Annotated in this window: 27 protein-coding genes, 1 tRNA gene and 2 pseudogenes; 13 read left to right on the forward strand and 17 right to left on the reverse strand. The window is 69.6% G+C overall.

What is annotated here, in order from left to right:
- The first annotated feature begins 94 nt into the window (after positions 1-94).
- Positions 95-496, forward strand: a complete 402-nt coding sequence (locus G3I71_RS39085) for a hypothetical protein (RefSeq protein ID WP_164322616.1) — start codon at positions 95-97, stop codon at positions 494-496.
- Positions 497-523: 27 nt separating this feature from the next.
- Here G3I71_RS39085 and G3I71_RS39090 read toward each other — a convergent pair whose 3' ends face one another.
- The 3 genes from G3I71_RS39090 to G3I71_RS39100 all read right to left on the reverse strand — a co-directional run bounded on the left by G3I71_RS39090 (position 524) and on the right by G3I71_RS39100 (position 4,471).
- The gene (locus G3I71_RS39090) at positions 524-1,381 is read right to left on the reverse strand and encodes a YceI family protein (protein ID WP_164322618.1); all 858 of its coding nucleotides are present in this window, start codon (positions 1,379-1,381) and stop codon (positions 524-526) included.
- A 16-nt stretch (positions 1,382-1,397) separates the two neighbouring features.
- Positions 1,398-3,878 carry an MFS transporter gene (locus G3I71_RS39095; protein ID WP_203732540.1) on the reverse strand — a complete coding sequence of 827 codons (2,481 nt, stop codon included), beginning with the start codon at positions 3,876-3,878 and terminating at the stop codon, positions 1,398-1,400.
- 143 nt (positions 3,879-4,021) lie between these two features.
- Entirely contained in the window at positions 4,022-4,471 is a 450-nt protein-coding gene (locus G3I71_RS39100; protein ID WP_164322620.1) for a MarR family winged helix-turn-helix transcriptional regulator, read from the reverse strand.
- Between the two features lie 222 nt (positions 4,472-4,693).
- On the opposite strand from G3I71_RS39100, the gene G3I71_RS39105 reads away from it, so the two are divergent.
- Together G3I71_RS39105 and G3I71_RS39110 are read left to right on the forward strand one after the other, a co-directional pair.
- Positions 4,694-4,891 carry a hypothetical protein gene (locus G3I71_RS39105; RefSeq protein WP_164322622.1) on the forward strand — a complete coding sequence of 66 codons (198 nt, stop codon included), beginning with the start codon at positions 4,694-4,696 and terminating at the stop codon, positions 4,889-4,891.
- 113 nt (positions 4,892-5,004) lie between these two features.
- A complete protein-coding gene (locus G3I71_RS39110) occupies positions 5,005-5,550 on the forward strand; it encodes a GntR family transcriptional regulator (protein ID WP_164322624.1) in 546 nt (181 codons plus the stop codon).
- A 37-nt stretch (positions 5,551-5,587) separates the two neighbouring features.
- On the opposite strand, the gene G3I71_RS39115 is transcribed toward G3I71_RS39110, so the two are convergent.
- From G3I71_RS39115 to G3I71_RS39150, 9 genes are all read right to left on the reverse strand, one after another.
- Positions 5,588-6,334: a hypothetical protein gene (locus G3I71_RS39115; protein ID WP_164322626.1), complete on the reverse strand. Its 747-nt coding sequence runs from the start codon at positions 6,332-6,334 to the stop codon at positions 5,588-5,590.
- 106 nt (positions 6,335-6,440) lie between these two features.
- Complete coding sequence (locus G3I71_RS39120; protein WP_164322628.1) at positions 6,441-7,358, reverse strand: RNA polymerase sigma factor SigF; 918 nt, start codon at positions 7,356-7,358, stop codon at positions 6,441-6,443.
- Positions 7,359-7,684: 326 nt separating this feature from the next.
- Positions 7,685-8,551 carry an RNA polymerase sigma factor SigF gene (locus tag G3I71_RS39125; RefSeq protein ID WP_343243199.1) on the reverse strand — a complete coding sequence of 289 codons (867 nt, stop codon included), beginning with the start codon at positions 8,549-8,551 and terminating at the stop codon, positions 7,685-7,687.
- Between the two features lie 178 nt (positions 8,552-8,729).
- Positions 8,730-9,023, reverse strand: a complete 294-nt coding sequence (locus G3I71_RS39130) for a Dabb family protein (protein ID WP_164322633.1) — start codon at positions 9,021-9,023, stop codon at positions 8,730-8,732.
- A 10-nt stretch (positions 9,024-9,033) separates the two neighbouring features.
- Positions 9,034-9,210, reverse strand: coding sequence for a hypothetical protein (locus tag G3I71_RS50490; protein ID WP_343243196.1), 177 nt, complete (start codon positions 9,208-9,210; stop codon positions 9,034-9,036).
- 95 nt (positions 9,211-9,305) lie between these two features.
- Positions 9,306-9,390 (reverse strand) — tRNA-Ser (locus G3I71_RS39135).
- Positions 9,391-9,487: 97 nt separating this feature from the next.
- Complete coding sequence (tadA, locus tag G3I71_RS39140; protein WP_239149603.1) at positions 9,488-9,922, reverse strand: tRNA adenosine(34) deaminase TadA; 435 nt, start codon at positions 9,920-9,922, stop codon at positions 9,488-9,490.
- 62 nt (positions 9,923-9,984) lie between these two features.
- Positions 9,985-10,551 (reverse strand): hypothetical protein, encoded by a 567-nt coding sequence (locus tag G3I71_RS39145; protein WP_164322635.1) that lies wholly within the window; start codon positions 10,549-10,551, stop codon positions 9,985-9,987.
- A 263-nt stretch (positions 10,552-10,814) separates the two neighbouring features.
- Positions 10,815-11,024 carry a hypothetical protein gene (locus G3I71_RS39150; protein ID WP_164322637.1) on the reverse strand — a complete coding sequence of 70 codons (210 nt, stop codon included), beginning with the start codon at positions 11,022-11,024 and terminating at the stop codon, positions 10,815-10,817.
- Between the two features lie 155 nt (positions 11,025-11,179).
- Here G3I71_RS39150 and upp point away from each other — a divergent pair, with 155 nt between their 5' ends.
- Positions 11,180-11,815 (forward strand): uracil phosphoribosyltransferase, encoded by a 636-nt coding sequence (gene upp / locus G3I71_RS39155; RefSeq protein ID WP_164322639.1) that lies wholly within the window; start codon positions 11,180-11,182, stop codon positions 11,813-11,815.
- 37 nt (positions 11,816-11,852) lie between these two features.
- Here upp and G3I71_RS39160 read toward each other — a convergent pair whose 3' ends face one another.
- Both G3I71_RS39160 and G3I71_RS39165 read right to left on the reverse strand, forming a co-directional pair.
- Positions 11,853-12,503 (reverse strand): LytR C-terminal domain-containing protein, encoded by a 651-nt coding sequence (locus tag G3I71_RS39160; RefSeq protein ID WP_164322640.1) that lies wholly within the window; start codon positions 12,501-12,503, stop codon positions 11,853-11,855.
- Between the two features lie 137 nt (positions 12,504-12,640).
- Positions 12,641-12,937, reverse strand: a complete 297-nt coding sequence (locus G3I71_RS39165) for a type II toxin-antitoxin system VapB family antitoxin (protein WP_006377352.1) — start codon at positions 12,935-12,937, stop codon at positions 12,641-12,643.
- Between the two features lie 133 nt (positions 12,938-13,070).
- Between G3I71_RS39165 and G3I71_RS39170 the strand changes: the two genes are divergently transcribed.
- Positions 13,071-14,552 (forward strand): recombinase family protein, encoded by a 1,482-nt coding sequence (locus G3I71_RS39170; protein ID WP_164322642.1) that lies wholly within the window; start codon positions 13,071-13,073, stop codon positions 14,550-14,552.
- A gap of 64 nt (positions 14,553-14,616) precedes the next feature.
- Here the strand turns inward: G3I71_RS39170 and G3I71_RS39175 are convergent, their stop codons facing one another.
- Entirely contained in the window at positions 14,617-15,210 is a 594-nt protein-coding gene (locus G3I71_RS39175) for an HhH-GPD-type base excision DNA repair protein (protein WP_164322644.1), read from the reverse strand.
- A gap of 79 nt (positions 15,211-15,289) precedes the next feature.
- A complete protein-coding gene (locus G3I71_RS39180) occupies positions 15,290-16,777 on the reverse strand; it encodes an FG-GAP-like repeat-containing protein (protein ID WP_164322646.1) in 1,488 nt (495 codons plus the stop codon).
- 164 nt (positions 16,778-16,941) lie between these two features.
- Here G3I71_RS39180 and G3I71_RS51690 point away from each other — a divergent pair.
- From G3I71_RS51690 to G3I71_RS39200, 4 genes and pseudogenes are all read left to right on the forward strand, one after another.
- Positions 16,942-17,022 (forward strand): annotated as a pseudogene (locus G3I71_RS51690) (siderophore biosynthesis protein); the annotation flags it as partial.
- Entirely contained in the window at positions 17,019-17,531 is a 513-nt protein-coding gene (locus G3I71_RS39190) for a cupin domain-containing protein (protein WP_164322648.1), read from the forward strand. The pseudogene G3I71_RS51690 and the gene G3I71_RS39190, both read left to right, overlap by 4 nt.
- The gene (locus G3I71_RS39195; RefSeq protein WP_164322650.1) at positions 17,528-18,385 is read left to right on the forward strand and encodes an SDR family NAD(P)-dependent oxidoreductase; all 858 of its coding nucleotides are present in this window, start codon (positions 17,528-17,530) and stop codon (positions 18,383-18,385) included. Before G3I71_RS39190 ends, G3I71_RS39195 begins: the two co-directional genes overlap by 4 nt.
- A gap of 258 nt (positions 18,386-18,643) precedes the next feature.
- Positions 18,644-20,485: a copper resistance CopC/CopD family protein gene (locus tag G3I71_RS39200; RefSeq protein WP_164322700.1), complete on the forward strand. Its 1,842-nt coding sequence runs from the start codon at positions 18,644-18,646 to the stop codon at positions 20,483-20,485.
- A gap of 123 nt (positions 20,486-20,608) precedes the next feature.
- Here G3I71_RS39200 and G3I71_RS51695 read toward each other — a convergent pair.
- A pseudogene (locus G3I71_RS51695) lies at positions 20,609-21,313 on the reverse strand (glycosyltransferase 87 family protein); the annotation flags it as partial.
- 61 nt (positions 21,314-21,374) lie between these two features.
- Between G3I71_RS51695 and G3I71_RS51700 the strand changes: the two are divergent.
- From G3I71_RS51700 to G3I71_RS39220, 4 genes are all read left to right on the forward strand, one after another.
- Positions 21,375-21,551: a hypothetical protein gene (locus G3I71_RS51700; protein ID WP_239149604.1), complete on the forward strand. Its 177-nt coding sequence runs from the start codon at positions 21,375-21,377 to the stop codon at positions 21,549-21,551.
- Between the two features lie 560 nt (positions 21,552-22,111).
- Positions 22,112-23,422, forward strand: a complete 1,311-nt coding sequence (locus G3I71_RS39210; protein ID WP_164322652.1) for an ABC transporter substrate-binding protein — start codon at positions 22,112-22,114, stop codon at positions 23,420-23,422.
- Positions 23,419-24,417, forward strand: coding sequence for a carbohydrate ABC transporter permease (locus tag G3I71_RS39215; RefSeq protein ID WP_164322654.1), 999 nt, complete (start codon positions 23,419-23,421; stop codon positions 24,415-24,417). Before G3I71_RS39210 ends, G3I71_RS39215 begins: the two co-directional genes overlap by 4 nt.
- Positions 24,414-25,298 (forward strand): carbohydrate ABC transporter permease, encoded by an 885-nt coding sequence (locus G3I71_RS39220; protein ID WP_164322657.1) that lies wholly within the window; start codon positions 24,414-24,416, stop codon positions 25,296-25,298. Before G3I71_RS39215 ends, G3I71_RS39220 begins: the two co-directional genes overlap by 4 nt.
- The last annotated feature ends 8 nt before the right edge of the window (positions 25,299-25,306 follow it).

Consider the following 25,306-nt stretch of genomic DNA (forward strand, 5'->3'; position numbering starts at 1 on the left):
AGAGGCTGTGAGTGAGACCGGCCGGTTCTGGAGAAGGATCCGAGCGGACGGACAACGGACAACGGACAACAGCCAACTGAGGGCGGGGAGCGGTATGGGCAATGGTTCGAGCCACGGTGAGAACGACGGCAATGCGGAACAGTGGCCCCTTCTCCCCGACTGGATGTGGGACTGCACCGACTGCGTCCGGCTCTACGAGGAGATGCGCCACGTACAGGCCGAAGTGGCCGGGTTGACGGCTGAAGACGCCTCCGTCGACTGGGACTTCACCGACAGCGTCCTGGGAACGCAGATCAGGCTAGGCCGTCATCTCGCCGACACGCACGCCGAGTTGCTGTCCCCGTGGGATCCGGGCTGCGCGACCTGCGCCGAACGACAGGAGTCCCTGGTGAAGGCGGAGGGACGGCCCGACTGGATGCCCGCGGCCGTGATGAACGCCGAGGAACACCGAGCCCGGCACCTCTTCGTCCCGCCCCGGCTGCTCCGACTCCTGTAGCCCGTCTCAATCAGTCACGCCAAACAGTCACGCTGTCGGCAGCGCAGGCCCCTGCACCGCCTGAACCTCGATCTCCACCCTCAACGTCGTACCGATCGCCGCGATCCCCGTCCGCACCACCTGGTTGTAGTTCATGGCGAAGTCCTCGCGCCGCAGATCCGTCGTCGCCCGGAACGCGGCCCGCGTGCCGCCCCAGGGGTCGGTGCCGGTGCCGAGGTAGGCGAGGTCGAGGTCGACGGGCCGTACGACACCGCGCATGCTCAGCTCGCCGTGGACGGTCCAGCGGTCGGGACCGGCGGCCGGGGTGAGACCCGTCGAGCGGAACGCGATGTCCGGATGCCGCTCGGCGTCCAGAAAGTCGGCGGACCGCAGATGCTCGTCCCGCGTCGCGTTCCCCGTATCGATCGAGGCGGCCGAAATCACCGCATCCACCCGGGACTTGGCGACGTCGTCCGGTGCGATCCCGATCGTCGCCGTGAACTCGGTGAACCGTCCGTGCACGCTGGAGATGCCCAGGTGCTGGGCGACCGCCCCGACGGACGAGTGGGCCGGGTCGACGGTCCACGGCCCCGGCGGCGGCAGTTCGGCACCGCCGCCCAGCCGGGCGAGGGTGACGGTACCGACCTCGGTCCGCCGGCTCGCGGTGACGAGGGCGGTGGACGCGGTGGGCGCGTATCCGACGGCCGTCACGATCACGGTGTACGCGCCGGGTGCGAGCGGGGTCGCGTCACGCACGACCCCGTCCGCGTCGGCCCCGGCCCGCACCACCTGCCGCCCGGTCGCGTCGGTCACGGTGACGACGGCGTGCGACACGGCCCACCCGTCCCGCGTACGAACCCGCGCGCTCAGCCCTGTGACGCCTGTGATGCCTGTGACGCCTGTCATGTCCCGCAACTCCCCGTCACTCCCCGCCCGGGTGGGCGAGTTCGATGTCGTGGTCGTCGGCGCCGCGGCCGGTGACGGTGAGGGCGGTGGCCACCGGCGGGTAGCCGGTCGCGATGACCGTGTACTCGCCGCTGTCCAGATCGGCGAAGGCGTACGCCCCGTCCGTGCCGGTCGTCGCCGAGCCGACCACGTTGCCCGCCGCGTCGACGAGCGTGACCCGCGCGTCCCCGAGCAGCCCGTGCGGCGCCCGTACGACACCCCGCACGTGCGCCCCGGACGCCAGTTCCACCTCGACCCGGGTGACCCCCGTGCCGCCGACCTCGACGGGCAGCGCCCGCGGCCGGTACCCGTCGGCGTTCACGGCGACGGTCACGGCACCCGGCACCAGCTCGGCGAACGCGAACTCGCCCTGCTCACCGGTCGTCCCGGTGGCCAGTACATCCCCGCGCACATCGGTGACGATGACCATCGCGTCCTCGACGGGCACCCCGGTCTCGGCGCCGCGCACCAGCCCGCCGAGCCCGCTGGTGCCGCTGAGCAGGATGTCGTACGCGACCGGCTCGCCGTTCACGACGACGGTCGAGGCCTGCGGCTGGAACCCGTCCGCCGAGGCGATCAGGACGTACGAGCCCGTGCCCGGCGCGTCCAGCGCGTAGGCGCCGTCCCCCTGCGTGACCGCGAGGCCCAGCTGACGTCCGGTGAGGGAGATCAGCGTGACGGCGGCCTGCGGAACGGGCACGCTCTCGGCACCGTGCACGTGACCGCGTACCGGAATCCCGCCACCGGCAGGCGTGTCGACGGGCTCGACGGGCGCGGCGGCATCGACAGCCACCGTGGCGACGGTCTCCGTCGCAGAGATCGGGGCGACCGGGACGGAGGAGACACCGTTCTTCTCCTCCGCGGCCTGCGCCAGCGCGCCCTTGGTCCGCAGCGGGACCTCCTTGATGAAGAGGGAGAAGACGAGCGCGAGCAGGGCGGCCGGGGCGGCGTAGAGGAAGACGTCGCCGATGCCGTGGCCGTATGCGCCCTCGATGACCGTGCGCAGCGGCGCGGGCAGCGCGTCGAGGTCGGGGATGGTGTTGGAGGTGGAACCGGTCAGCGCCGACGCGTACTTCGGGTCGATGGTGGCCAGACCGTCCTTGAGGTGGTCGGTGATCCGGTGGGCGAGGACCGCGCCCAGCGCGGAGACGCCGATCGCGCCGCCGAGGGAACGGAAGAAGGTGACCACCGAGCTGGCGACCCCCAGGTCGGAGGGGGAGACCTGGTTCTGGGTGCAGAGCACGAGGTTCTGCATCATCATGCCGACGCCGAGGCCGAGCAGCGCCATGTAGACGGCGACGTGCCAGTACGGGGTGTCGTAGCGCAGGGTGCCCAGCAGACCGAGTCCGGCCGTCACCAGCACACCGCCGGCGAGCAGCCACGCCTTCCAGCGTCCCGTACGGGTGATGACCTGGCCGGAGACGGTGGATGCGACGAACAGGCCGCCGATCATCGGGATCGTCATGACGCCGGACATGGTCGGCGACTTGTCGCGGGCCAGCTGGAAGTACTGGCTGAAGAAGATGGTGCCCGCGAACATCGCGATGCCGACGAAGAGCGACGCGAGCGAGGCGAGGGTGATCGTGCGGTTGCGGAAGAGCCGCAGCGGGATGATCGGCTCACTGGCCCTCGACTCGACGAGGACGAAGATCCCGAGCAGCGCGACCGTGCCGCCGATCATCGCGTACGTCTGCCACGACACCCAGTCGTACTTGTCGCCGGCGAAGGTCACCCAGACCAGCAGCAGACAGACGGCCGCGGTGATGAAGAAGGCACCGGTCCAGTCGACCTTGGCCCTGCGCTTCACGACGGGCAGGTGCAGGGTCCGCTGGAGCACGACGAGGGCGACGATTGCGAAGGGCACGCCGACGTAGAAGCACCAGCGCCAGCCCAGCCAGCTGGTGTCGGTGATGACACCGCCGATCAGCGGGCCGCCGACCATCGCGGTCGCGAAGGTGGCGCCGAGGTAGCCGTTGTACCGGCCGCGCTCACGCGGGGAGATCATCGCCGCGAGAATGATCTGGGCGAGAGCCGAGAGCCCGCCCATGCCGACGCCCTGCACGGCACGGAAGGTGATCAGCATGCCCGCGTTCTGCGAGAGCCCGGCGGCAGCCGAGCCCAGCACGAAGATGACGAGCGCGAACTGGATCAGCAGCTTCTTGGAGAAGAGGTCGGCGAGCTTGCCCCACAGCGGGGTGGACGCGGTCATCGCGAGCAGCGACGCGGTCACGACCCAGGTGTAGGCGCTCTGGCCGCCGCCGAGGTCCTTGATGATGTCGGGCAGGGCGTTGGAGACGATCGTCGACGACAGGATCGCGACGAACATGCCGAGCAGCAGCCCGGTGAGCGCTTCCAGAATCTGCCGGTGCGACATCGGCGCGCCGTCGGCGGAGCCGTGGGAGCCTCCCCCGTGCTTGGCGTGTGCCGCCCGCACACCGGCCGGTGTGGTCGTTGCCATTGAACTTCCTTGTCTGTGCTGCGTCTTGTGCGTCTTTACGTCGTTTGCCACGTCGTTTGCCACGTCGCTTGTCACGTCGGCTGGCACGTCGGCTGTTACGTCGTTTGCCACGTCGCTTGTCACGTCGGCTGGCACGTCGGCTGTTACGTCGTTTGCTGCGTCGCTTGTTGCGCGCCGAAGCTCTCCCGGAGCCGCCCCATGAGCCGGGTGAGCTGCCCGACGTCGTCGTCGCTCCAGTCGGCGAGCCGGTGGGCCAGCAGTTCGGTGGACCGCCGTGACAGCTCGCCGATCTGCGTGCGCCCGGAGGGCGTCAGCCGCAGAATGCGGGAGCGTTTGTCGGCGGGGTCGGGGAGCCGCTCGATCCAGCCGCGCACGGCGACGTGCGCGACATGACGGCTGGTCACGGACATGTCGACGGCGAGCAGCTCGGCGAGCCGGCTCATCCGCATGTCCCCGTACCGGTCGAGCAGCATCAGCACGACGCCGGAACCGCTGGGACACTCGGGCGGCATGACCCGCCCCATCTCCCGTTTCACGGCACCGAAGGCACTGAACTGACGCGCCAACTCCTCGTACTGCGTCTGCTCGGCCACCACACCCCCTGAGTCCTGCCCGCCGCTGTATGCGCTGTATGCGTATTCGTTGCTTGGGGCAACCATAGAAAAGATTGGTTGCTGCAGGCAAATGAAATGAGGAAGGGGTGGGCTAAAAACTTGGCAAAGGCACGTATTGGCGAACGTAAACGCGCAGGTGGGGGCGGCGGGAGCGGGGCCCAACTTGGGCGGGCGCCGTCGGGTTCGCTAGGGTCTCGCATCATGGCCAACACCGAGGGCCCCGAGGGCAACTACGACCCCGCGGGCAGCACCCAGATGTTCCGAGCGTTCGTCGACGAGACCCCCCAGGGCGGCAGCCGCCAGGCACCCGCCCCTGCGGGCCCCCGCGTCGGCCTGATCGTCGGCGTTGTCGTCGCCGTACTGGTGGTCGCGGCGGTGGCCTGGCTGGCGCTGAAGTAGAACCGACGGAATCCGCGCCGGCGACACGGCCGGCGCGTTCCGGAGGCCCACTGAGACCCACGAGCGATCCATGGGCGCGGCCTGCGCCGCTTCCGAGCGAAGGACGTGCCGCCATGGACCGCGCAGACGGCTGGGTCAGCACCTCCATGCCCTATCTGGCGCCGCGGGTGAGCGGGCAGGGCGACACCTGGAGCGAGGAAGCCGCCGCGAAGGGGCGTCGGGGCACACAGCGCATCGTCCACGCCGGGGAGGTGCCGGCGTCCGAGGAGGTCTCCGGGCTGCTCGGTGTCGCCGAGGGCGAGGCCGTGGTCGTACGGCGTCGGGTGATCGAACTCGACGGTGAGCCCTGTGAGTTGACGAACACCTACTACCCCGTCCACATCGCCGGAGGCACCGCACTCGCCGGCCTCGCCAAGATCCCCGGCGGGGCAGTCACCCTGCTCGCGCGCCTCGGGCACGTGGGCGTACGGGTACGCGAGGACGTGACGGCCGGGCTGCCCGGCGCGGCGGAGCAACAGGCGCTGCGCGTCGGCCCGGACGCCCCCGTCCTACGGCTGACCCGGCTCACCCTGGACGCCGAGGACCGCCCCCTCCAGGCCGACCTGATGACCATGCCCGCCCATCGGCAACGCCTGCGGTACGAACTGCGGATCGGATAACGGGCGGCGGGGACCGGCGCTTCCTCCGCGCACTCCCCTACGCCCACTCCACCCCGGCCACGCGCGTCTCCACCCGCATCCCCCACGGCACGCGCCACTCCTCCACGCACACCGTCCAGCTCTGCTCCCGCCTCGCACCCGGCCCGATCGGCGTCGGGAGCGCCACGGTCGACCCGATCGTCGCCCAGTCGATGCCGAGCAGGTCGATGATGTGCGTACCGAAGGTCACCGTGCCCGAACGCACCGGTGAGCCGCCGGTGTTGTGGAAGGCGAGAGTCACCTTCTCGCACCAGCGCTTGTCCGTGGGCTCGCGTACCGGCGCACCCGTGGTCAGGTACGCGGGACCGATGGGCGGTGACGGCTCCGGTGTCGTCGGTGCCGGCGGCGGTGTCGAGACGGAGGTCTGCGTCGACGTCGGCGCGGGAGTCGCCGGATTCGTGCTTGTACGGGCCGAGTTGGAGCCTGCTGCCGGAACGGGCGGCGATCCGGGCGCCGTTGAGGGCGTGAGCGGCCGACTCGTCTGCCGGGACGGCGAGTTGGGCACCACTGTTTCCGACTCGGGTCCCTCCAGCGGTACGAACGTCACCTCCCCGGTGGGAGCAACCGCCGTACCGCCGATCGCCGGTCGCTCGACCGGGACGTACGCCTCGTCGGGTCCGCCACTGACCCCGCACGCCGCCAACACCCCTGTCAGGGCACAGGCCACGACGGCCGCCGAGGTGGTCAGGGCGATGGCGCCCCGGCGGTCATGCGTCGTATGCGTCGCGCGGGTCTGTCGAAGCATCGCGTCATCGTCGCTGATGCTCCGTCAGAAGTGAACCCACAGGACTTGCAGGACCCGCAGGACCCGCAGGACTTGCAGGACCCCTCAGCGAGCCCTCGGCCGGACCTCAGTCGGAGATCAGGCCCTCGCGGAGCTGGGACAGGGTCCGGGTCAGGAGGCGTGACACGTGCATCTGGGAGATGCCGACCTCCTCGCCGATCTGCGACTGGGTCATGTTGGCGAAGAAGCGCAACATGATGATCCGGCGCTCACGGGGCGGCAGTTTGGCCAGCAGCGGCTTCAGGGACTCGCGGTACTCCACGCCCTCCAGTGCCGTGTCCTCGTAGCCGAGGCGGTCGGCCAGGGAGCCCTCGCCGCCGTCGTCCTCCAGGGCCGGGGAGTCCAGGGACGAGGCCGTGTACGCGTTGCCGACAGCGAGGCCGTCGACCACGTCCTCCTCGGACACGCCCAGCACTACGGCGAGTTCGGGCACCGTGGGGGAGCGGTCCAGCTTCTGGGCGAGCTCGTCGCTGGCCTTGGTGAGGGCCAGGCGTAGCTCCTGCAGGCGGCGCGGTACCCGCACCGACCACGACGTGTCGCGGAAGAAGCGCTTGATCTCGCCCACGACGGTCGGCATCGCGAACGTCGGGAACTCGACGCCGCGTTCGCAGTCGAAGCGGTCGATCGCCTTGATCAGGCCGATGGTGCCGACCTGGACGATGTCCTCCATCGGCTCGTTCCGGGAGCGGAAGCGTGCCGCCGCGTACCGGACGAGGGGGAGGTTCAGCTCGATGAGGGTGTCCCGGACGTACGTACGCTCGGGGCTGTTCTCGTCGAGGGCGGCGAGCCGCAGGAACAGGGAACGGGACAGCGTGCGGGTGTCGATGGCACCCGTGGTCGGTGGAGCGGGCGGGAGGGCCTGGGTGGCCGGGGCTGCCTCTGCCTCGACCTCCACTACGAGGGCCGGGACGTCGTGAAGCTCGGCGGGCGCCGACTCGCTCTTCGTGAGCGTGAGCACCTTGGAGCTGCCCTGGTCTGCGGACATGCCACCCCCTTTGGGTCGCGGACGGTCGCGGCGGACGTTCCGATCTGAGGAACGCAGCCTTCACCTGAATACCGGAGCCGGAGCCACGGCAAACGCTCTTCACGGAGAATGTCACATGTCGGCAACACGCTGTAGTTACATGTCGACATGTGGGACGCGAATCCGCCCTGGAAAAAGGGGGTCTGGCAGTTTTTAACCCCAGAAATGTCGGGAAATGCGTCACTGAGCGATTCGCTCTCCCAGGTGACGACTCGCTCCTGTATCCGGTTACGTGTCCGGTGACGTCTCCGGGGGCGCGACCGGAGACGTCACGGTGCCGTCCCCGACTACGCCTCGACGCGGTTCGCGGAGCGCAGTCGCGCGAAGCTACGGGCCAGTAGCCGGGACACGTGCATCTGCGAGACACCCAGTTCCGCGCTGATCTGCGACTGGGTGAGGTTGCTGTAGTAACGCAGCAGCAGGATGCGCTGTTCGCGTTCTGGGAGCTGGACCAGGAGATGCCGGACCAGGTCGCGGTGCTCCACGCCGTCCAGCGCGGGATCCTCGAAGCCGAGCCGGTCGACCAGGCCCGGCAGCCCGTCGCCCTCCTGAGCGGCCTCCAGCGAGGTCGCGTGGTACGAGCGGCCGGCCTCGATGCAGGACAGCACGTCGTCCTCGCTGATCCGCAGATGCTCGGCGATCTCGCCGGTCGTCGGGGTGCGGCCGAACGCCGTCGTCAGGTCCTCCGTCGCCCCGGTGACCTGCACCCACAACTCGTGCAGCCGGCGCGGTACATGGACCGTGCGGACGTTGTCCCGGAAGTACCGCTTGATCTCGCCGATGACGGTCGGCATCGCGAACGTCGGGAACTGGACACCCCGGTCCGGGTCGAACCGGTCGATGGCGTTGATCAGGCCGATGGTGCCGACCTGGACGACGTCCTCCATCGGCTCGTTGCGGGAGCGGAAGCGGGCGGCGGCGTAGCGCACGAGCGGGATGTTCGCCTCGATGAGCGCCCCCCGCACGCGGTTGTGCTCCGGCGTACCCGGATCCATCATCTTGAGCTGGCCGAAGAGCACCTGGGTGAGGGCCCGGGTGTCAGCCCCTCGGCTCCGCTGGGGGGTGGGCTCCTGAGGTGCGGCTTCTTGGACAGCGGCTTCTCGGGCAGTGGCTTCCTGGGGTGGCGCAGTACTGGCCGACACGGTCAAGGCCACCTCTTCATCGGTCAACTCATCGGTCAACTCATCCGTCAAAAGCGGTCATAGCATCACAAGACATGTGCACTGTGTGCAAGCACCCCATAACACCGTGTTGAGTGAGAGTTGGACCATAAGACGTAAAAAGACCCCGCACCGTTCCGGTGCGGGGTCGTCGCCTGTGCGGCCGTACGGCTCAGAACTCGTAGTCGGCGATCACCCAGGTGGCGAACTCGCGCCACGGTCCGGCAGCCGTCTGATGGGCCGGGTGCTCCAGGTACCGCACCAGCGCGTCCTTGTCCTCCACCGCCGAGTTGATCGCGAAGTCGTAGGCGATGGGGCGGTCGGTGATGTTCCAGGCGCACTCCCAGAAGCGGAGTTCACCGATCTGGCCGGGCAGGGCGCGGAAGGCCTCGACACCCGCCACGACCCGCGGTTCGTCGCGCTGGACGCCCTCGTTGAGCTTGAAGAGGACCAGATGGCGGATCACATGCACTCCCCTACTTGGCGCCGTCGGCGATCCAGGTCATGAAGTCGCCTATGGCGCTGGCCGCGTTCGAGATTCCTTCGAACGCTATCTGGACGTAGTCGGCGGCCTTCCTCGGGTCCGTGATGATCACATACAGGATGAAGACCACAACCGCGTAGACGGCGATCTTCTTCGCATTCACCGCCACGGCGGCCTCCCCCTCAGACCCGACCAGACCGGACCGCACGACACCCGACTGATGTCGCACGAAAGGCCCCGCCGTCCGGCGAGGCCCTTCTACAGCGGTAGCGGAGGGATTTGAACCCTCGGTGACTTGCGCCACACTCGCTTTCGAGGCGAGCTCCTTCGGCCGCTCGGACACGCTACCGAGGGGAACCTTACAGCACGGTGTGGCATGGTCCGAAATCCGTTTATCGTCGTCCCCCGCCGGTGAATCAGCGGTCGGCCAGGTGATCAGTCACCGGTCAGCGGTCGTGGCGGAAGAAGGTGGTGAGGAGGCCGGCGCAGTCGTCCGCGAGGACGTCGCCGATCACCTCGGGGCGGTGGTTGAGGCGGCGGTCGCGTACGACGTCCCAGAGGGAGCCGGCCGCGCCCGCCTTCTCGTCCCGGGCGCCGTAGACGACCCGGTCGACCCGTGACTGCACGAGGGCGCCCGCGCACATCGTGCAGGGCTCCAGCGTCACGACGAGCGTGCAACCGGACAGCCGCCACTCCCCGAGCCGTTCCGCGGCCCGCCGGAGCGCGAGGACCTCCGCGTGCGCGGTCGGATCGCCCGTCGCCTCGCGCTCGTTGTGCCCGGTCGCGAGCACCGTCGTGCCGTCGGCGGCCAGGACGACGGCGCCGACGGGGACGTCACCGCCCAGGGCGGCCCGCCCGGCCGCGGCCAGGGCGAGCCGCATCGCGGCCCGCCACGGATCACGTACGGGGTCGGGCGCCCCTTCGTCGATCAGGCCCTCTCGGCTCAGCGCACCGTCTCCAGGACCTCCGACGCTCCCAGGGCCTCGGCGATCGCGCTCAGCGCGTCGTCGGCGTCCAGGGCGCGCAGTTCCTTCTCGCCGACGCCGAGGTCGTCGAGGATCACGGGGTCCCCCACGGGGCCGTGCGGCACCGCGTCGGCGGGGACGCCGGTCTCCTCGTCGTCGTCGGCGGAGTCCGAGTCGGTGTCCGGATCGGCGTCCGACTCACCGTCCTCGGTGCCGTCGAGGTCGAGGACGAGGGCGTCGAGATCAGGTTCGTCGGCGTCCGGATCGCGGCCGAGCAGCTCGGCCGTGAGCAGGATCTCACCGTACGAACTACGGGAAGCGGCGGCGGCGTCCGAGACGTAGATCCGGGGGTCGTCCTCGCCGTCGATGCGGACGACGCCGAACCAGGCGTCCTCCTGCTCGATGAGCACCAGCACCGTGTCGTCCTCGGGGGAGGCTTCACGGGCCAGTTCGGCCAGGTCCGACAGGGTTTCCACATCGTCGAGCTCTGTGTCGCTCGCTTCCCACCCGTCTTCGGTGCGCGCGAGCACTGCGGCGAAGTACACCGTGACTCTCCCACTGTTCCTAGGCGTGCCCGTTGGGGGTCCCCCCGGCGGAGGTTACGGGCGGGGAAGGCTGTTCGCCGAGCCCCACCCACTCGGCATCGTGGCAGAAACGGAGCGTTCAGGGGACGTCTTCGGCACCCTGTGTCCGGCTCTTTTGATCGGTTGTCAGCCGAGCCCTTCAGCAGCGCTCTCGTTGCCGCCACCAGCGGATCGTAACCGGCTTCCGTCAGCGCCCCTGCACGGCTACCCCCTCAACGCGCCTGCTACCAGCGGAACGTACGCATACGCATGGCGTGGCGAAGGCGCGCGGTCTTGGCGCGGCGGGGCTGTACACGGTCGCGCAACTCGCGGGCCTCGGTCAGCTCGCGCAGGAAGACGGCCCGGCGCCGACGCCTCTCGGCCTCGGTCTCCGACGCCTTCCGGTCCTGGTCGGGTGTGTGGTCGGGTGCATGGACGGGTTCGTGGTCAGACATGGGCAGCACCCCCAATCCGTCCCTCCACCTTCCCTCCGTCGGGCGGTTTGATGCCAGCGGAAGAGTGAGGGAGGAGTGGAGTCGCTGTACGGGGAAGCGGAACCGCTGTATGGGGGAGCAGGCCGCTGTGCTGGACCCCGGCTACTGTTAGGGACATGCGTCTCCACGTCGTCGACCACCCTCTGGTCGCCCACAAGCTCACCACCCTGCGCGACCAGCGCACCGACTCCGCGACCTTCCGCCGTCTCGCCGACGAGCTGGTCACCCTGCTCGCCTACGAGGCCACGCGCGACGTGCGTACCGAACAGGTCGACATCACGACTCCGGTCGCCTCGACCACGGGCGTCAAGCTGTCCTACCCGCGCCCCCTGGTGGTGCCGATCCTGCGGGCCGGTCTCGGCATGCTGGACGGCATGGTCCGGCTGCTGCCGACCGCCGAGGTGGGCTTCATGGGCATGGTGCGCGACGAGGAGACGCTCCAGGCGTCCACGTACGCCACCCGCATGCCGGAGGACCTCTCCGGGCGCCAGGTGTACGTCCTCGACCCGATGCTCGCCACCGGCGGCACCCTGGTGGCGGCGATCCAGGAACTCATCAAGCGCGGCGCCGACGATGTGACGGCCGTGGTCCTCCTGGCCGCCCCGGAGGGCGTCGAGGTGATGGAACGCGAGCTGGCGGGCGCCCCGGTCACCGTCGTGACGGCCTCGATCGACGAGCGCCTGAACGAGCACGGCTACATCGTCCCGGGCCTCGGAGACGCGGGCGACCGGCTGTACGGCGCGGCCGAGTAGTACCGGTAGTACCAACAGGCAGTACGGAGTACGAGGCTCAGCAGCCCTTCTGGGTGCTGGAGGGCGTCGGCGCGGGACCGGCCAGCGCGGCCAGTGCCTGGTCGGCGTCCTTCTTGCTGGTCAGGGCCGTGAATTTGGTGCCGATGAGCAGGTCGACCTCGGTGGCCGAGGTGCGCGCGTCGGTCTTCACCTGGGCGCCGGCGAGCTGGGTGCCGAGCACGGGCAGGGCGGCCTGGGCGGCCGACTTCGCGCCGAGCACTATCCCGGCTCCGGCGATCTTCTTGTCGTAGGCCTTGGGCGCGTTGCCGACGTCGCCGATGCGGAAGCCGCGCTTTTTCAGCTCGTCCGCGGCCTGCTTGGCCAGGCCGCTGCGGGGCGTGGCGTTCAGGACGTTGACGGTGATCCGGCCGGGCTCGGGCAGAACTCTGGGAGCCGTCGGCGGTGTCGCCGTCGGGGTTGCCCTGGTGGCGCAGTCCGACTTCGGTCCCGCTGCCGTTGCCTTGCTGCCGCCGCCGGTGAAGACGTCGATGAGCTGCAAGGTGCCCCAGCCGATCAGGCCGAGGGCGGCGACGGAGGCCACGAGTCCGAGCACGAACCTGCGGCGCCCCCGGGGTCGGCGCATCCGCGGGTACTTGTCCCCCGTGATGCGGTACTGGCCGCCCATTCCGGGGGGAGTCAGCATGCTCATGGGCGCAGCGTAGTGGGCCCGGGCACCGATGCCTACTAAATGATCATTGACCCGACCGCAGTACTACCCGAAAGGGCCAATAAGCGTCGTGAGGACGGCCGTCAGGCGATCCGTCGGGCCATCCGTCAGGTAATCCGTCAGTCCATTTCGAGGACGCGGGCGTGCAGCACCTGGCGTTGCTGGAGGGCCGCCCGGACAGCGCGGTGCAGACCGTCCTCCAGATACAGGTCGCCCTGCCACTTCACGACATGCGCGAAGAGGTCGCCGTAGAACGTCGAGTCCTCGGCGAGCAGGGTTTCCAGGTCGAGCTGGCCCTTGGTCGTCACGAGCTGATCGAGGCGGACCGGGCGCGGCGCGACGTCCGCCCACTGCCGGGTGCTTTCCCGGCCGTGGTCGGGGTACGGCCGGCCGTTTCCGATGCGCTTGAAGATCACACGGAAAGCCTACCGGTCCAGACGTTCCGGGCGCAGCCTCCCGGCTAGGGCCGTGCAAGGCAACTGCGTGCAGATCGTGACCAATATCGGTCAAAAGGGGTGGGTGTGATCTGGTTGTTGGCACATTTCCCCTATGGATGATCGAAAGACAGCTGTCGGGTATGCGCGGCAGAGTCTCGGCCGACCGGACAAGTCGGCCGGGTCCGTGCGGGCGCAGCTCACTGCGTGCCGCGCAGAGGCGATCGCGCGTGGCTACCGCTACGAGGGCGCGTACGTGGACGAGGCGGTCTCGGCGTACCGCACGGATTCGGTCCGCCCGGAGTTCGGGCGAATGCTGGCCGATGTGCGGAACGGCCGTGTGGACGTGGTGGTCGTCAACTATCTGAGCCGTCTGACCCGGCAGGACGCGGAAGCAGCCCGGTCTCTTGTCGCCGGACTCCACGGGCTCGGTGTAACGGTGGTCTCGGTGGCCGAAGGCACGTACGGCCCCGGCACCACAGAGGAGTTGGTCCGACACCTGGAGGCGGCACATCAGGAGAGCCTGAACCGGGCACGTCACGTGAGCGACACGAAGCGGGTCCTGCGGGAAGCGGGGTCATGGGTCGGTGGTGTGCCGCCTTTCGGATACGCGGTGACCGAGGCCCGCAGGGACGGGCTGACGATTCGGCAGCTGATCGTGGTGCCGGAGGAAGCCGAGGTCGTTCGCGATGTCGTACGCCGGATTCTTACCCACAAGGATGAAGAGGTGTCGGGCGGGGAACGTCACCCTGGCTCGCTGTCGGGCATCTGCGCGGAGTTGAACGCGGCGGGAGTGCGGACGAAGACCGCCCGACTCTCCGACAAGTGGCGTGCCGGAGGTCCCACCGCGGTGGGAGGCAGACGTGGGCCTTCACTCTGGGAGGTGTCCACGCTGAAACGGATCCTGAGGGATCCACGGCTGATCGGGCATGTGGTGGAGCCGGTCTACGGTCCGCAGTCGTCGGACGGCACAAGAGCCCGGCGCTCTGTCGTCGGGTACCGCAGCCTCGTGGACCCGCAGACGCAGATGCCGGTGATGAGTCATGAGCCTGTCCTCGACATCGATGACTGGGAGCGGCTCCAGTCGTGGCTGGACACGAGAGGGCCGGGGAAGGGCGGTCCGCGGTCTGGTTCTCTCCTGGGCGGACTGGGTGTCCTGTACTGCGTGTGCGGGGCGACCATGGTCAGCAACGGCACCGTGGGCGCCACAGCCTCGTACCGCTGCTCCCGGCCCAAAGGGGCGACGGGGGGACACCACGGAGGTAACAGCATCAAGCGCGAGCATCTTGAGGAGTACGTGTCCCAGCGAGTCCTGTCCGAGGTTGCGTGTGCCGACGAGGGGCAACCGGGAGCGGTGGAGCTTCTCGTCGAAGCGGGTGCTCGATTCGGTTCGGCGGCAGACCTGCTGAGCAAGTCGAGAGCGTATGGGGCAGGCGGGTGGCCATCGGCACCGCTCACTGAGAAGCGTGACTTTCTGCGTTGTTTTGTCGACCGCGTCGAGGTGGCCAAGGCGCTGACGCGAGGCAATAAGTGGGAGCCGTACGACGCCGGTCGTCGAACGGCTCTCACCTGGGCCGGGTCGCTGTCCCGTGGGTGACGGGGTATGCGGCGCGGCGACGGCGGTAGCCACCGGGCACCGGGCCCCGTCGCCCGCTCGGCGCCTACTTGCCGGAGGCCCTCGCGGCCTTCGCCGCCGCCTTCATCTCCTGCTTGTGGGCCCGGACCTTCGTCAGGGACTCGGGGCCGGTGATGTCGGCGACGGAGCGGAAGGACTCCGGTTCGCCGTACGCGCCGGCGGCCTCGCGCCAGCCCTCGGGCCGGACGCCGAGCTGCTTGCCGAGGAGGGCCAGGAAGATCTGGGCCTTCTGCTTGCCGAAGCCCGGCAGGTCGCTGAGGCGCTTCAGCAGCTCCTCGCCGGTCGCCGCGTCCCGCCAGACTCCCTCGGCGTCACCGCCGTAGTGCTCGACGAGGTACTGGCAGAGCTGCTGGACGCGCTTGGCCATCGAGCCCGGGTACCGGTGCACGGCCGGCTTGTCGGAGAGGAGCGCGGCGAAGGCCTCGGGGTCGTACGCCGCGATCTCGTGCGCGTCGAGATCGTCGGCGCCGAGGCGCTGGGCGATGGTCGCCGGCCCCTTGAACGCCCACTCCATCGGAACCTGCTGGTCCAGCAGCATTCCGGTCAGCGCGGCGAGCGGACTGCGGCCGAGGAGCGCGTCGGCCTCGGGGTCCTGGGCGAGGTGGAGAGTGACGTCCATGGGCCGATCATGCCCCGACGGTCGCCCGGCCGCGTGTGGGACATGGCTCCATGGAGGGGCCGGGCGACTCGTACGGCGGTCAGAGGTATACGTACGGGCTGGTCAGGGATGTCCCGAAGAGGGCGTCCGACAAGTGGACCGTGATGCCGGTGTTCCTGCCGCACAGGGTGTGGGAGCCGTTGACGACCGGGCCGGAGGCCGAGCCGCGGGCGAGCCAGAGGCAGCCGTCCATGTTCTCGCCCGGGATGCCGACGACCGTTTCCGCCCGGCCGTCGCGGTTCAGGTCGGCCAGGTGGACCGAGGTGCCGAAGCCGTCGTACGCCTCGGCGGTGTCCGGCACGCCGGCCGTGTTCTCGGTGTAGCCCGTCGCCCCGGCCGTTGTCAGGCCCCTGGCGGAGCCGCGCAGGAGTACGGCCGTACCGGCGCCCTCCTTGTTGGCCACGCCCTCGTTCGGAGAGCCGATCAGGACGTCGGCGTAGCCGTCCTTGTTCACGTCGCCGATGCTGAGGGACTGGCCGAACATGTCGGCGTTCTCGGCGCTGCCCGGGACGCCCGGGGTGTCCTGGTGGAAGACCTTCGGGCGCTGGGCAGCGGTGATGCCCTGGGCGCTGCCGTAGAGGACCTGGATCTCGCCGCCTCGGTGGGCGGCATCCCTCGTGCCGGCGAGGGACTCGTCGTCGGCGATGCCGGTGACCAGGTCGCCGTAACCGTCGCCGTTGATGTCGCCGATGCGGCCGGTGTGGCCGGCGGCGTAGGGGAGTTCGAGCGCTTTGTTCTCCCAGGGGGCCGACTCGTCCGGCGGTCCTTGTTCGAGGAACACCGGGCCGCGGCTGTCGCCGTCCGTCGGCCCGGGCAGCCAGAACCGCTCCGCCCGGCCGTCGCCGTCGACATCGCCCATCACGACGCCCCGGGCGTCGCCCAGGCGGCGATCCAGGTAGTTGGCCGCAGCCTTCCCGGTGCGTTTGAAGGGGCCCGTGTAGGAGGTGCCCTCGCAGCGGGAGCCGATGGTGAGTTCGGGGGCGCCGTCGCCGTTCATGTCGCCGGTGGTGATGTTCGTGCCGAAGCCGCAGAACGTCCGGTCCTTGCCGTAGCCGGCGGGCGGAGTGATCTCCACACCGCTCCTGAGGCCGCCCGAGCCGCCCCACACGACGGTCACGGAGCCCCGCACGTCGTTGTTGCCGACGGCCTCGGACGGCGAACCGATCAGCAGGTCCGCGTAGCCGTCGCGGTCGAGGTCGGCACTGGCCACCGTCTCGCCGAAGCGGTCCCCCTGCTCGGGGTTGCCGGGGATACCGGTGGTCGCCTGTGTGATGACGGTCCGGCGCGTCACGCTCACCGTGGACTTCCCGCCCCACAGGACGACGACCGCCCCGGCCGCCTCCACGCTGCCGTTCGCCGCGCCCGGGGCGCCGACGGCCAGGTCGCGGTAACCGTCGCCGTTGAAGTCGTCCTGGACGGCGGCGGTGTTGGCGCCCTTGTAAGGGGCGGCGGCCGATGAGGCCGTGGGGGTGAGCGTGGCGGCGACGGCTGTGGTCAGCACGGCTGTCGCCATGACGGCTCTGCGCAACAGAACTCCTTGGTGTGGACGGGCTCGAACACCAGTCGCCTCTTTGGACACAGCGGTCTCACAGAAGGTTGCATGCTGTTCCGGGAGTTCCCGAGTCGTTATGTCAGCAGTCCCCGGGCTCACCGACCTCAGCGCGCGCGGGGCCGCCGCCCGGTACGTCCGGGATCGACCTGCCGGACGTGTACCTGCCGGAGAAGCGCGCTCAACTGGCGTTTCTTACCCGGGAGGTAGCTTTTCCCGGGTGACCCCGACTTCAGGACACCCGACAGGACATCCGACGCCCGCCGATCTGATCGCCCACTACGGCCTGGAGCCGATCCCGCGTGAGGGCGGGCTGTTCCGGCGTACGTGGGCGGGGCCCGAGCGGGCCGACGGGCGGCCGGAGGGCTCTGCGATCGTCGCGCTGCTGACCGCCGAGCCCGGCGACTTCTCCGCGCTGCACCGGCTGCCGTCGGACGAGGTCTGGCACTTCTACCTCGGCGATCCGCTGGAACTGCTGCTCCTCGCACCGGACGGCACCTCCCGGACGGCGGTGCTCGGGCCCGGTCTCCTGCACGGGCAGGAGCCGCAGCTCACCGTTCCCGCCGGGACCTGGATGGGCGCGCGGGTCGTCGAGGGCGGCGCGTGGACGTTCTTCGGGTGCACGATGGCGCCCGGGTTCACGTACGAGGGGTACGAGCACGGGGACGCCGTCGAACTGGCCGCGCGTTATCCGGCCGAGGCGGCTCGCATCGAGGCACTGTGTCGCCCATGAGCCCATCCACCAGCCCATCCACCAGTCCATCCGTGAGCTCTGCGGGTCTTCTCGCCGGTCAGGTCGCCCTTGTCACCGGAGGCGGTGGCGGGATCGGGCGCGGGATCGCGCTGCGGTTCGCGGCGGAGGGGGCCGCCGTCGCCGTGCACTGCCGGAGATCGGACGAGGGTGCGCGGGAGGTGGCCGCGCGGATCGAGGCGTCGGGCGGACGAGCCGTCGTGCTGCGGGGCGATCTCACCGTCGAGGACGAGTGCCGACGGGTGGTGCGGGAGGCCGCCGAGTGGGGTGGCGGGCGGCTTGACGCGCTGGTCAACAACGCGGGTGTGCAGCCGGTCCAGGAGCTGGCCGCGATGACGGTCGCGGACTGGCGTGCCGTCGTCGACACCAACCTTCTCAGTGTCTTCGCCTGTACGCAGGCTGCGGCAGAGGTCATGCGGGAGCAGGACAGCCAGGGCCAGAGCGAGGGCGAGGGCCAGGGTGGGGGCGGGAGCGGGAGTGGCAGCAGTGTCACCCACATCGCCTCCATCGAGGCCGCGCATCCGGCGCCCGGTCACGCGCACTACTCCGCCTCGAAGGCGGCGGTTGTGGCGCACGCCCGGTCGGCGGCGTTGGAGTACGGGCCGTATGGGATCCGCGTCAACACCGTCTCGCCCGGGCTCATCGACCGGGAAGGGCTGGCGGACGACTGGCCGGAGGGGATGCGGCGCTGGCAACAGGCAGCGCCCGTAAGGAGGTTGGGGCGGCCCGAGGACATCGGTGACGCGTGCGTGTTCCTCGCCTCCCGGCTGGCGTCCTGGGTCAGCGGCCACGACCTGGTCGTGGACGGAGGGGTGTCCGCCCGTCCCACGTGGTGAAGACCACGGCGAATACGGTTCCGGCGGGGTGAGCGGGGCGTCAGGATCGTTCGTACGTATACGAGAGCCGAAAAGTCCCGAAGACGGAGAAGGTACGTGGGCCGACTACGGAACGAAGGGCGCGATGACCGACGAGCCGCAGGAGGCGAGCGCACGGGGATCGGCGGGCGGACGGGCACAAGGAACGTCCGAGTAGTGAGGAACACCCGGGGGGTGAGGAACGCGCGGGGAGTTCAGCGGCTGGCGCTGCTGGGCACCATGCTGGTCCTGTTCCTCCTCGTCGGCGGGGCGGGGACCGCGTCCGCGCATGCCGCTCTCCGCGACACCGACCCCAAGGACGGAAGCGTCCTCAAGTCCGCGCCCCGACAGGTCACCCTGACCTTCACCGAGTCCGTCGCCCTGCTCGACGACTCCTTCCGTCTCTTCGACCCCGACAGCCGGCGCGTGAGCACCGGCGAGGCCAAGCATGTGGACGGGCGTTCCGACGCGGTGCGCGTCAGCCTGCCGGGGGGCCTCGGCGAGGGCACGTTCACCGTGGCCTGGCGGGTCGTCTCGGCGGACAGTCACCCCATCTCGGGCGCCTTCACCTTCTCCATCGGCGAGCCCTCCGCGACCCCGGCCACCATCGACACCGGCCCCACCGAGAACGCGGCCACCAGCGCCCTCTACGACATCGTCCGCTATCTGGCGTACGCGGCTCTGGCGCTGCTCGTCGGTACCGTCGTCTTCGTCCTCCTCTGCCGTCCGTCGAGCACGGACCCCCTGCGCAGGCTGGTCCTGACGGGCTGGTGGACCCTCCTCGTGGCCACCCTCGCGCTGCTCCTGCTGCGCGGCCCGTACGAGGCCGGCACCGCACCCGCCGGCGCCTTCGACCTGTCGACACTGGAACGCACCGCGACCAGCAGGCCCGGCCTGGCACTCCTCGTCCGGCTCGCTCTGCTCGCGGCAACAGCCGTACTGCTGACCGTGGTTGTACGGCGACGTCAGCGAGCCGATGGCGAGACGGGCGACCGGGCGAAACCGGTCCTGCTCGCCGCCGGAGGTGTGCTCGCCCTCGGTCTCACACTGACGTGGGCCGCCGCCGAACACGCGTCGGCCGGTATCCAGGTGCCGGTGGCGATGACGTCCTCGGTGCTGCATCTGCTCGCCATGTCCGCCTGGCTGGGCGGCCTCGCGGCCCTGCTCACCCTGCTCCAGGCGGAGGAGCCGCTCCCGGCGTCCACCGTCACCCGCTTCTCGCGGCTGGCCTTCGCCTCCGTGGCCGTCCTGACCGTCACCGGCGTCTACCAGGCCTGGCGCGGCCTCGGCTCCTGGGACGCGATCACCGGTACGTCGTACGGCCGCATCCTGATCGCCAAGATGTGCGCGGTGGCGCTGCTGCTGGTGGCCGCCGGGTTCTCGCGCCGGTGGACGGGCCGGCTGCTGGTACCGGAGGCGGCGGAGGCGGAGGCGAAGGTCGCGGAGCGGGTGCCGGAGACGGTCGGCGGTCCGGTGACTCGGTCCGGCGAGAGCGACGCCGGCATTGCCGAGGGCGGCACTTCCGACGCTGGCACTTCCGACGACGACACCTCGGACGACGACACTTCCGCCCCCGTAAGCGCCTCCCACCGGCGTCGGCTCCGCCGCTCCGTGCTGGCCGAAGTGGCCGTCGGCATCGCGGTGTTGGTGATCACGACCGTCCTGACGACCACTCTGCCGGGCCGGGCCGCCGCCGAGGCGGCGGAGGCCGCCAAGGACGCGCCCGTACCCGGTGTGATCAGCGCGACCACGACGACGATCCCCTTCGACGTCGGTACGCCGGGCGGGCACGGCAAGGTGCAGATCACCCTCGAACCCGGCCGGGTCGGCGAGAACAGCGTGCAGGCGGTGGTGTTCGGCCCCGACGACGGCTTCGCGATCGTCCCCGAACTCCGCATCTCCTTCTCCCTCCCCAGCAAGGACATCGGCCCGCTCAACGCCGAAGTCACCGACCTGGGCGGCTACTGGGGCACCAACACCCTCAACCTGCCGATCGCCGGCACCTGGACCATGAAGGTGACGATCCGGACGTCGGACGTCGATCAGGTGAGCGTGTCGCGGAAGGTGAGGATCGGTGGCTGACCGGACCTGACCCGACCCGACGGCAGGTGTCCCCGCCGCCGTCGCGCCGACGCGGAACCACGCCGCCAGGACGATCGGGTACGCCAGATAGCCGAACCGGGTGGCCGGTGTCAGGCACATCGCCAGGCCCAGGCCGACGGCGAGGCGGTCGGCCGCCGCGCGGACCGTGTGCGGGGGCCGGAGCACGAGTGACGCCGTCACCGCGACGGCGCTCGCGACCAGCAGGGCGACCGCGAGGACGAAGCCGCCCGGGACGTACTCCGCGAGCAGATGTCCGGGCAGCGGGCTCGTCGCCGGGGAGTGGATGCCGCCCTTGCCCAGCGGGAACAGGACCACGTGCTCGACGAAGGCGCGAGGGTCGGCCAGGGCGACCGGTACGACGGCTGCGGAGGACGTCAGGAGAGCGGTCGCGGTAGCTCGAACGGCCGTACGGCGGCCCGCTGTGACGGCGATCAGGGCGAGACCGACCGGGAGGAGGGGCCAGGCGGTCCACTTCAGGGCCGCTGCGGCGCCCATCGCCAGCCCGGCCGCGACCCCCGCTCCGGGTCCGGAACCGACCCCGCCCGCCAGCGCGAGCCCCAGGCACATCAGCCCGATCACCGGCAGGTCCACCCCGCCGACGGCGAGGGGCAGGGCCACGGCGGGGAAGGAGAGCAGCAGGGCCGTAGTACGGGTCGAGTCGACCCTTTGGGGCCTACTGGACGTACGCAACCTGGTCGTGGCGTACACGCACGCGGCGAAGGCCGCGCAGAACCACAGGCGGGCGTCCGTGAGCGGGGCCAGTGGCGTGCCGGCCAGGAGGGCGTGGGGGAGGCCGAAGAGGGCCATACCGGGCAGGTACGGGTTGTAGCCGTCCACGGTGGCGGGGTGGGGCGCGTACGGGCTGCCCGTGTGCAGCAGCAGAGTGCCCGAGTGTTCGACGACCCCGACCTCGGACTGGGCGCCGCCGAGCGCGATCAGCAGGGCCAGGGGGAGCAGCACCGCGCCGACGGTGGCCGCGCGCAGTGCTGCCCGGCTCTTCCAGGGGTGCGGGGAGCGGGCGGCCAGGATCGCCGCCGTGCCGTAGCCGAGCGCCGCGCAGACGCCCCATACCCGGTGCGGGGGCAGGGTCGTGGCCAGCGCCGGACCGAGTGCGAAGACAGCACAGGCCAGCAGGTGGACGACGTCCCGGCGGACCGGCGTGCGGGGCGAGGACCCGGGGATGCGCCTCCCGGTCGCCGGGGGCGCCATGGCGGTGCTCGTGCTCGGGCTGGGCATGGGCGGGCTCCTGCCGGCTCCGGCTGACGGTGGGGGTGATCACCATCAATGTCGCTTCCGGGCCGGTCCGCCCGCCTCGGCTGAAAGGTCACCGTTTGTGGTGGGCGGGGCCGCGCGCCTCGGCCGAACGGCCGAGGGAAGGGTTTGCGTCGACTGTTTGCCATCTGGTTGTCAGCAAATATTCACGCCTTTATGTCCATCACGTTTCAGGAACGGCGGGCGCCAGCTCTTGACGACGGGCCGAACAAGGGCTGTTATTGCCGCCACGATGTTCGGTCAAGTTGATTTCTGGTCGATTTAGATCAGCATGGACCCAGCGTAGTCGTGACCTTGCTCCCCGTTTCGGGGGGTCTGTCCTCAGGAGCCGTCATGCACCACACCCCCTCCGGTCTGTCCGTCCCGGGTCCGAGCCGCCGCACCCTGCTGCGCGGCGTCGGCGGCGCGGCGGCACTCGGCGCCGCCGTTCCGCTGCTGAGCGCCTGCGGCGGCAGCGACTCGAGTTCCGACACGAAGACCGTCACCCTCGGCTCGAACTCGTCGGACGCCGTCCCGAAGAAGGCCTTCGCCGAGATCTACGCGGCGTTCACGAAGAAGACCGGCGTCAAGGTCGACGTGAACACCAAGGACCACAACACGTTCCAGGAGCAGATCAACTCCTACCTCCAGGGCACCCCGGACGACGTGTTCACCTGGTTCGCCGGCTACCGCATGCAGTTCTTCGCGGGCAAGGGCCTGGCCAGCCCGATCGACGACGTGTGGCAGAAGATCGGGAGCAACTTCCCCGACGCGATGAAGCAGCTCAGCAAGGGCGCGGACGGCAAGTACTACTTCGTGCCGCTGTACACGTACCCCTGGGCGATGTTCTACCGGAAGAGCGTCTTCAAGGAGCACGGCTACGAGGTGCCCACCACCTGGGCGCAGTTCATCGCACTGTGCAAGCAGATGCAGAAGGACGGCCTGGTCCCGATCGCCTTCGGCGACAAGGACGCCTGGCCCGCGCTCGGCACCTTCGACCAGATCAACTTCCGTACCAACGGCTACGACTTCCACGTCGAGCTGATGGCCGGAAAGGCGTCCTGGACCGACGCGAAGGTTCGCGCCACGTTCGACAACTGGGCCGAAATCCTTCCCTACAGCCAGGAGGGATCGACCGGTCGCACCTGGCAGGACGCGGCCCAGACCCTCGTCTCGAAGAAGGCCGGCATGTATCTGCTGGGCACCTTCGTGGGCCAGCAGTTCACGAACGCGACCGATCTTGAGGACCTCGACTTCTTCGCCTTCCCGGAGATCGACCCGTCCTTCGGGCAGGACACGGTCGAGGCGCCGACCGACGGCTTCATGCTGAGCAAGTCGCCGAAGAACAAGGCCGGTTCGGTCCAGCTGCTCGAGTTCCTGGGCACTCCGGAGGCCGAGCAGATCTACCTCAAGGCCGACCCGAACGTCGTCGCCGCCTCCACCACCGCCGACACCTCCTCGTACAGCGCCCTGCAGAAGAAGGCGTACGCGATGATCAGCGGCGCGAAGAACCTCACCCAGTTCATGGACCGCGACAGCCGCCCGGACTTCACCTCCACGGTGATGCAGCCCGCGCTGCAGAAGTTCATCCGTGACCCCAAGGGCATCGACAGCCTGCTCTCGTCCATCGAGCGCCAGAAGAAGACGATCTTCGCCTCCTCATGAGCACCTTCGATTCGATCCCCGTGGTCCCGGGGGCGGCCGACACGCCGCCCCCGGGCGGTACCGGTACGCCCTCGTCCCCGCAGAGCCGCAAGCCGGCCTCGGGCCACCGCAGGCTGCTGACCCGCCGTGACCGGGTGGCCCTGGGCTTCATGGCGGGCCTGCCGACGTTCCTGCACATCGCCCTTGTGTGGGTGACGGCCTTCGCCTCGATCGGGCTGGCCTTCACCACCTGGGACGGCATCGGCTTCGACTCCATCAAGTGGGTCGGGCTGCAGAACTTCCGTGACCTCTTCGCCGACAACCCGCAGTTCTGGCCGGCCGTCCAGCACAACGTCATCTGGTTCGCCGTACTCATCGCGATCCCGACCCCGCTCGGCCTGTTCCTGGCCGTGCAGCTGGACAAGAACATCCGGTTCAGCCGGGTATACCAGACGGCCTTCTTCCTCCCCGTCGTCGTGTCGATGGCCGTCATCGGCTTCGTCTGGCAGCTGGTCTACAACCCCGACACGGGCCTGATCAACAGCCTGATCGGCGCCAACAAGCCCGGCCACTACATCGACTGGATCGGCGACCCGGACCTCAACCTCTGGGCGATCCTCGTCGCCGCCTCCTGGCGGCACACCGGCTACATGATGATCCTCTACCTGGCCGGTCTGAAGGGCGTCGACCCGTCACTGCGCGAGGCCTCCTCGCTCGACGGCGCCAACGAGTGGCAGACGTTCAAGAACGTCATCTTCCCGACCCTGCGGCCCACCAACACCATCGTCCTGGTCGTCACGATCATCGAGTCGCTGCGCGCCTTCGACCTCGTGTACGTCTTCAACAAGGGCGCCCAGGGCACCGAACTGCTGTCGATCCTGGTCACGAACAACATCATCGGCGAGTCCAGCCGCATCGGTTACGGCTCCGCGATCGCCGTCGTCCTGCTGGTGATCTCGCTCGTCGTGATCATCCCGTATCTGATCAGCACCTTCCGGAAGGAGCGGCGGGCATGAGCGCCTCCATGTCGTTGAAACAGCGCGCCCCGGTCCGCCCCGCCCGCGTACTGCTGCACGTGTTCCTCGTCGTCATGTCACTGGCCTGGCTCGCACCACTGCTCTGGGCGGTCTACGCGGCGCTGCGCCCGTACGCCGAGACCAGCACCAAGGGCTATGTCTCCTGGCCCGACAAGCTGAGCTTCTCGAACTTCACGAACGCGTATCAGCAGTCGGACATGTCGCACTACTTCGTCAACACGCTGATCATCGCCGTCCCGGCGGTGCTGCTGACGCTGTTCCTGTCGTCGATGGTCGCCTTCTACGTCAGCCGTTTCGACTTCCGCGTCAACCTGTTCCTGCTGCTCATCTTCACGGCGGGCAACCTGCTCCCGCAGCAGGTCATCATCACGCCGCTGTACCGCATGTACCTGCTCATCGACCTGCCGGGGATCACCGAGTCCGGGAAGCTGTACGACTCCGCGCTCGGCCTGGTCCTCATCCACATCGCGTTCCAGTCGGGTTTCTGCGCGTTCGTGCTCGCCAACTACATGCGGATGCTCCCGCACGAGCTGACCGAGGCCGCGCTCGTCGACGGCGCGTCTGTGTGGCGGATGTACTGGCAGATCGTGCTGCCGCTGTGCCGCCCCGCGATGGCGGCCCTCGCCACCCTGCTCTCCATCTGGATCTACAACGACTTCTTCTGGGCCCTCGTCCTGATCTCCACCGGCGAGAACATGCCGATCACCTCGGCGCTCAACAACCTCTCCGGCCAGTACTTCACCGACCCCAACCTGGTTGCCGCGGGTGCGCTGTTGACCGCTATCCCGACCCTGATCGTGTACTTCGCGCTGCAGCGGCAGTTCGTCAGCGGTCTGACCCTGGGTGCCAACAAGGGCTGAGGCCCCCC

Source organism: Streptomyces sp. SID12501 (assembly GCF_010550245.1).
GTDB lineage: Bacteria > Actinomycetota > Actinomycetes > Streptomycetales > Streptomycetaceae > Streptomyces.

Bases quoted from the DNA above. Each gene is read 5' to 3' on its own strand.
- G3I71_RS39195 (WP_164322650.1), top strand. From the start codon at position 17,528: ATGAGCCCATCCACCAGCCCATCCACCAGTCCATCCGTGAGCTCTGCG.
- G3I71_RS39220 (WP_164322657.1), top strand. From the start codon at position 24,414: ATGAGCGCCTCCATGTCGTTGAAACAGCGCGCCCCGGTCCGCCCCGCC.
- G3I71_RS39095 (WP_203732540.1), bottom strand. From the start codon at position 3,878: ATGGCAACGACCACACCGGCCGGTGTGCGGGCGGCACACGCCAAGCAC.
- G3I71_RS39160 (WP_164322640.1), bottom strand. From the start codon at position 12,503: ATGAGCATGCTGACTCCCCCCGGAATGGGCGGCCAGTACCGCATCACG.
- G3I71_RS39085 (WP_164322616.1), top strand. From the start codon at position 95: ATGGGCAATGGTTCGAGCCACGGTGAGAACGACGGCAATGCGGAACAG.
- G3I71_RS39120 (WP_164322628.1), bottom strand. From the start codon at position 7,358: ATGTCCGCAGACCAGGGCAGCTCCAAGGTGCTCACGCTCACGAAGAGC.
- G3I71_RS39105 (WP_164322622.1), top strand. From the start codon at position 4,694: ATGGCCAACACCGAGGGCCCCGAGGGCAACTACGACCCCGCGGGCAGC.
- upp (WP_164322639.1), top strand. From the start codon at position 11,180: ATGCGTCTCCACGTCGTCGACCACCCTCTGGTCGCCCACAAGCTCACC.
- G3I71_RS39110 (WP_164322624.1), top strand. From the start codon at position 5,005: ATGGACCGCGCAGACGGCTGGGTCAGCACCTCCATGCCCTATCTGGCG.
- G3I71_RS39175 (WP_164322644.1), bottom strand. From the start codon at position 15,210: ATGGACGTCACTCTCCACCTCGCCCAGGACCCCGAGGCCGACGCGCTC.
- tadA (WP_239149603.1), bottom strand. From the start codon at position 9,922: ATGCGGCTCGCCCTGGCCGCGGCCGGGCGGGCCGCCCTGGGCGGTGAC.
- G3I71_RS39215 (WP_164322654.1), top strand. From the start codon at position 23,419: ATGAGCACCTTCGATTCGATCCCCGTGGTCCCGGGGGCGGCCGACACG.
- G3I71_RS39115 (WP_164322626.1), bottom strand. From the start codon at position 6,334: ATGCTTCGACAGACCCGCGCGACGCATACGACGCATGACCGCCGGGGC.
- G3I71_RS39170 (WP_164322642.1), top strand. From the start codon at position 13,071: ATGGATGATCGAAAGACAGCTGTCGGGTATGCGCGGCAGAGTCTCGGC.
- G3I71_RS39090 (WP_164322618.1), bottom strand. From the start codon at position 1,381: ATGACAGGCGTCACAGGCATCACAGGCGTCACAGGGCTGAGCGCGCGG.
- G3I71_RS39210 (WP_164322652.1), top strand. From the start codon at position 22,112: ATGCACCACACCCCCTCCGGTCTGTCCGTCCCGGGTCCGAGCCGCCGC.
- G3I71_RS39150 (WP_164322637.1), bottom strand. From the start codon at position 11,024: ATGTCTGACCACGAACCCGTCCATGCACCCGACCACACACCCGACCAG.
- G3I71_RS39200 (WP_164322700.1), top strand. From the start codon at position 18,644: ATGCTGGTCCTGTTCCTCCTCGTCGGCGGGGCGGGGACCGCGTCCGCG.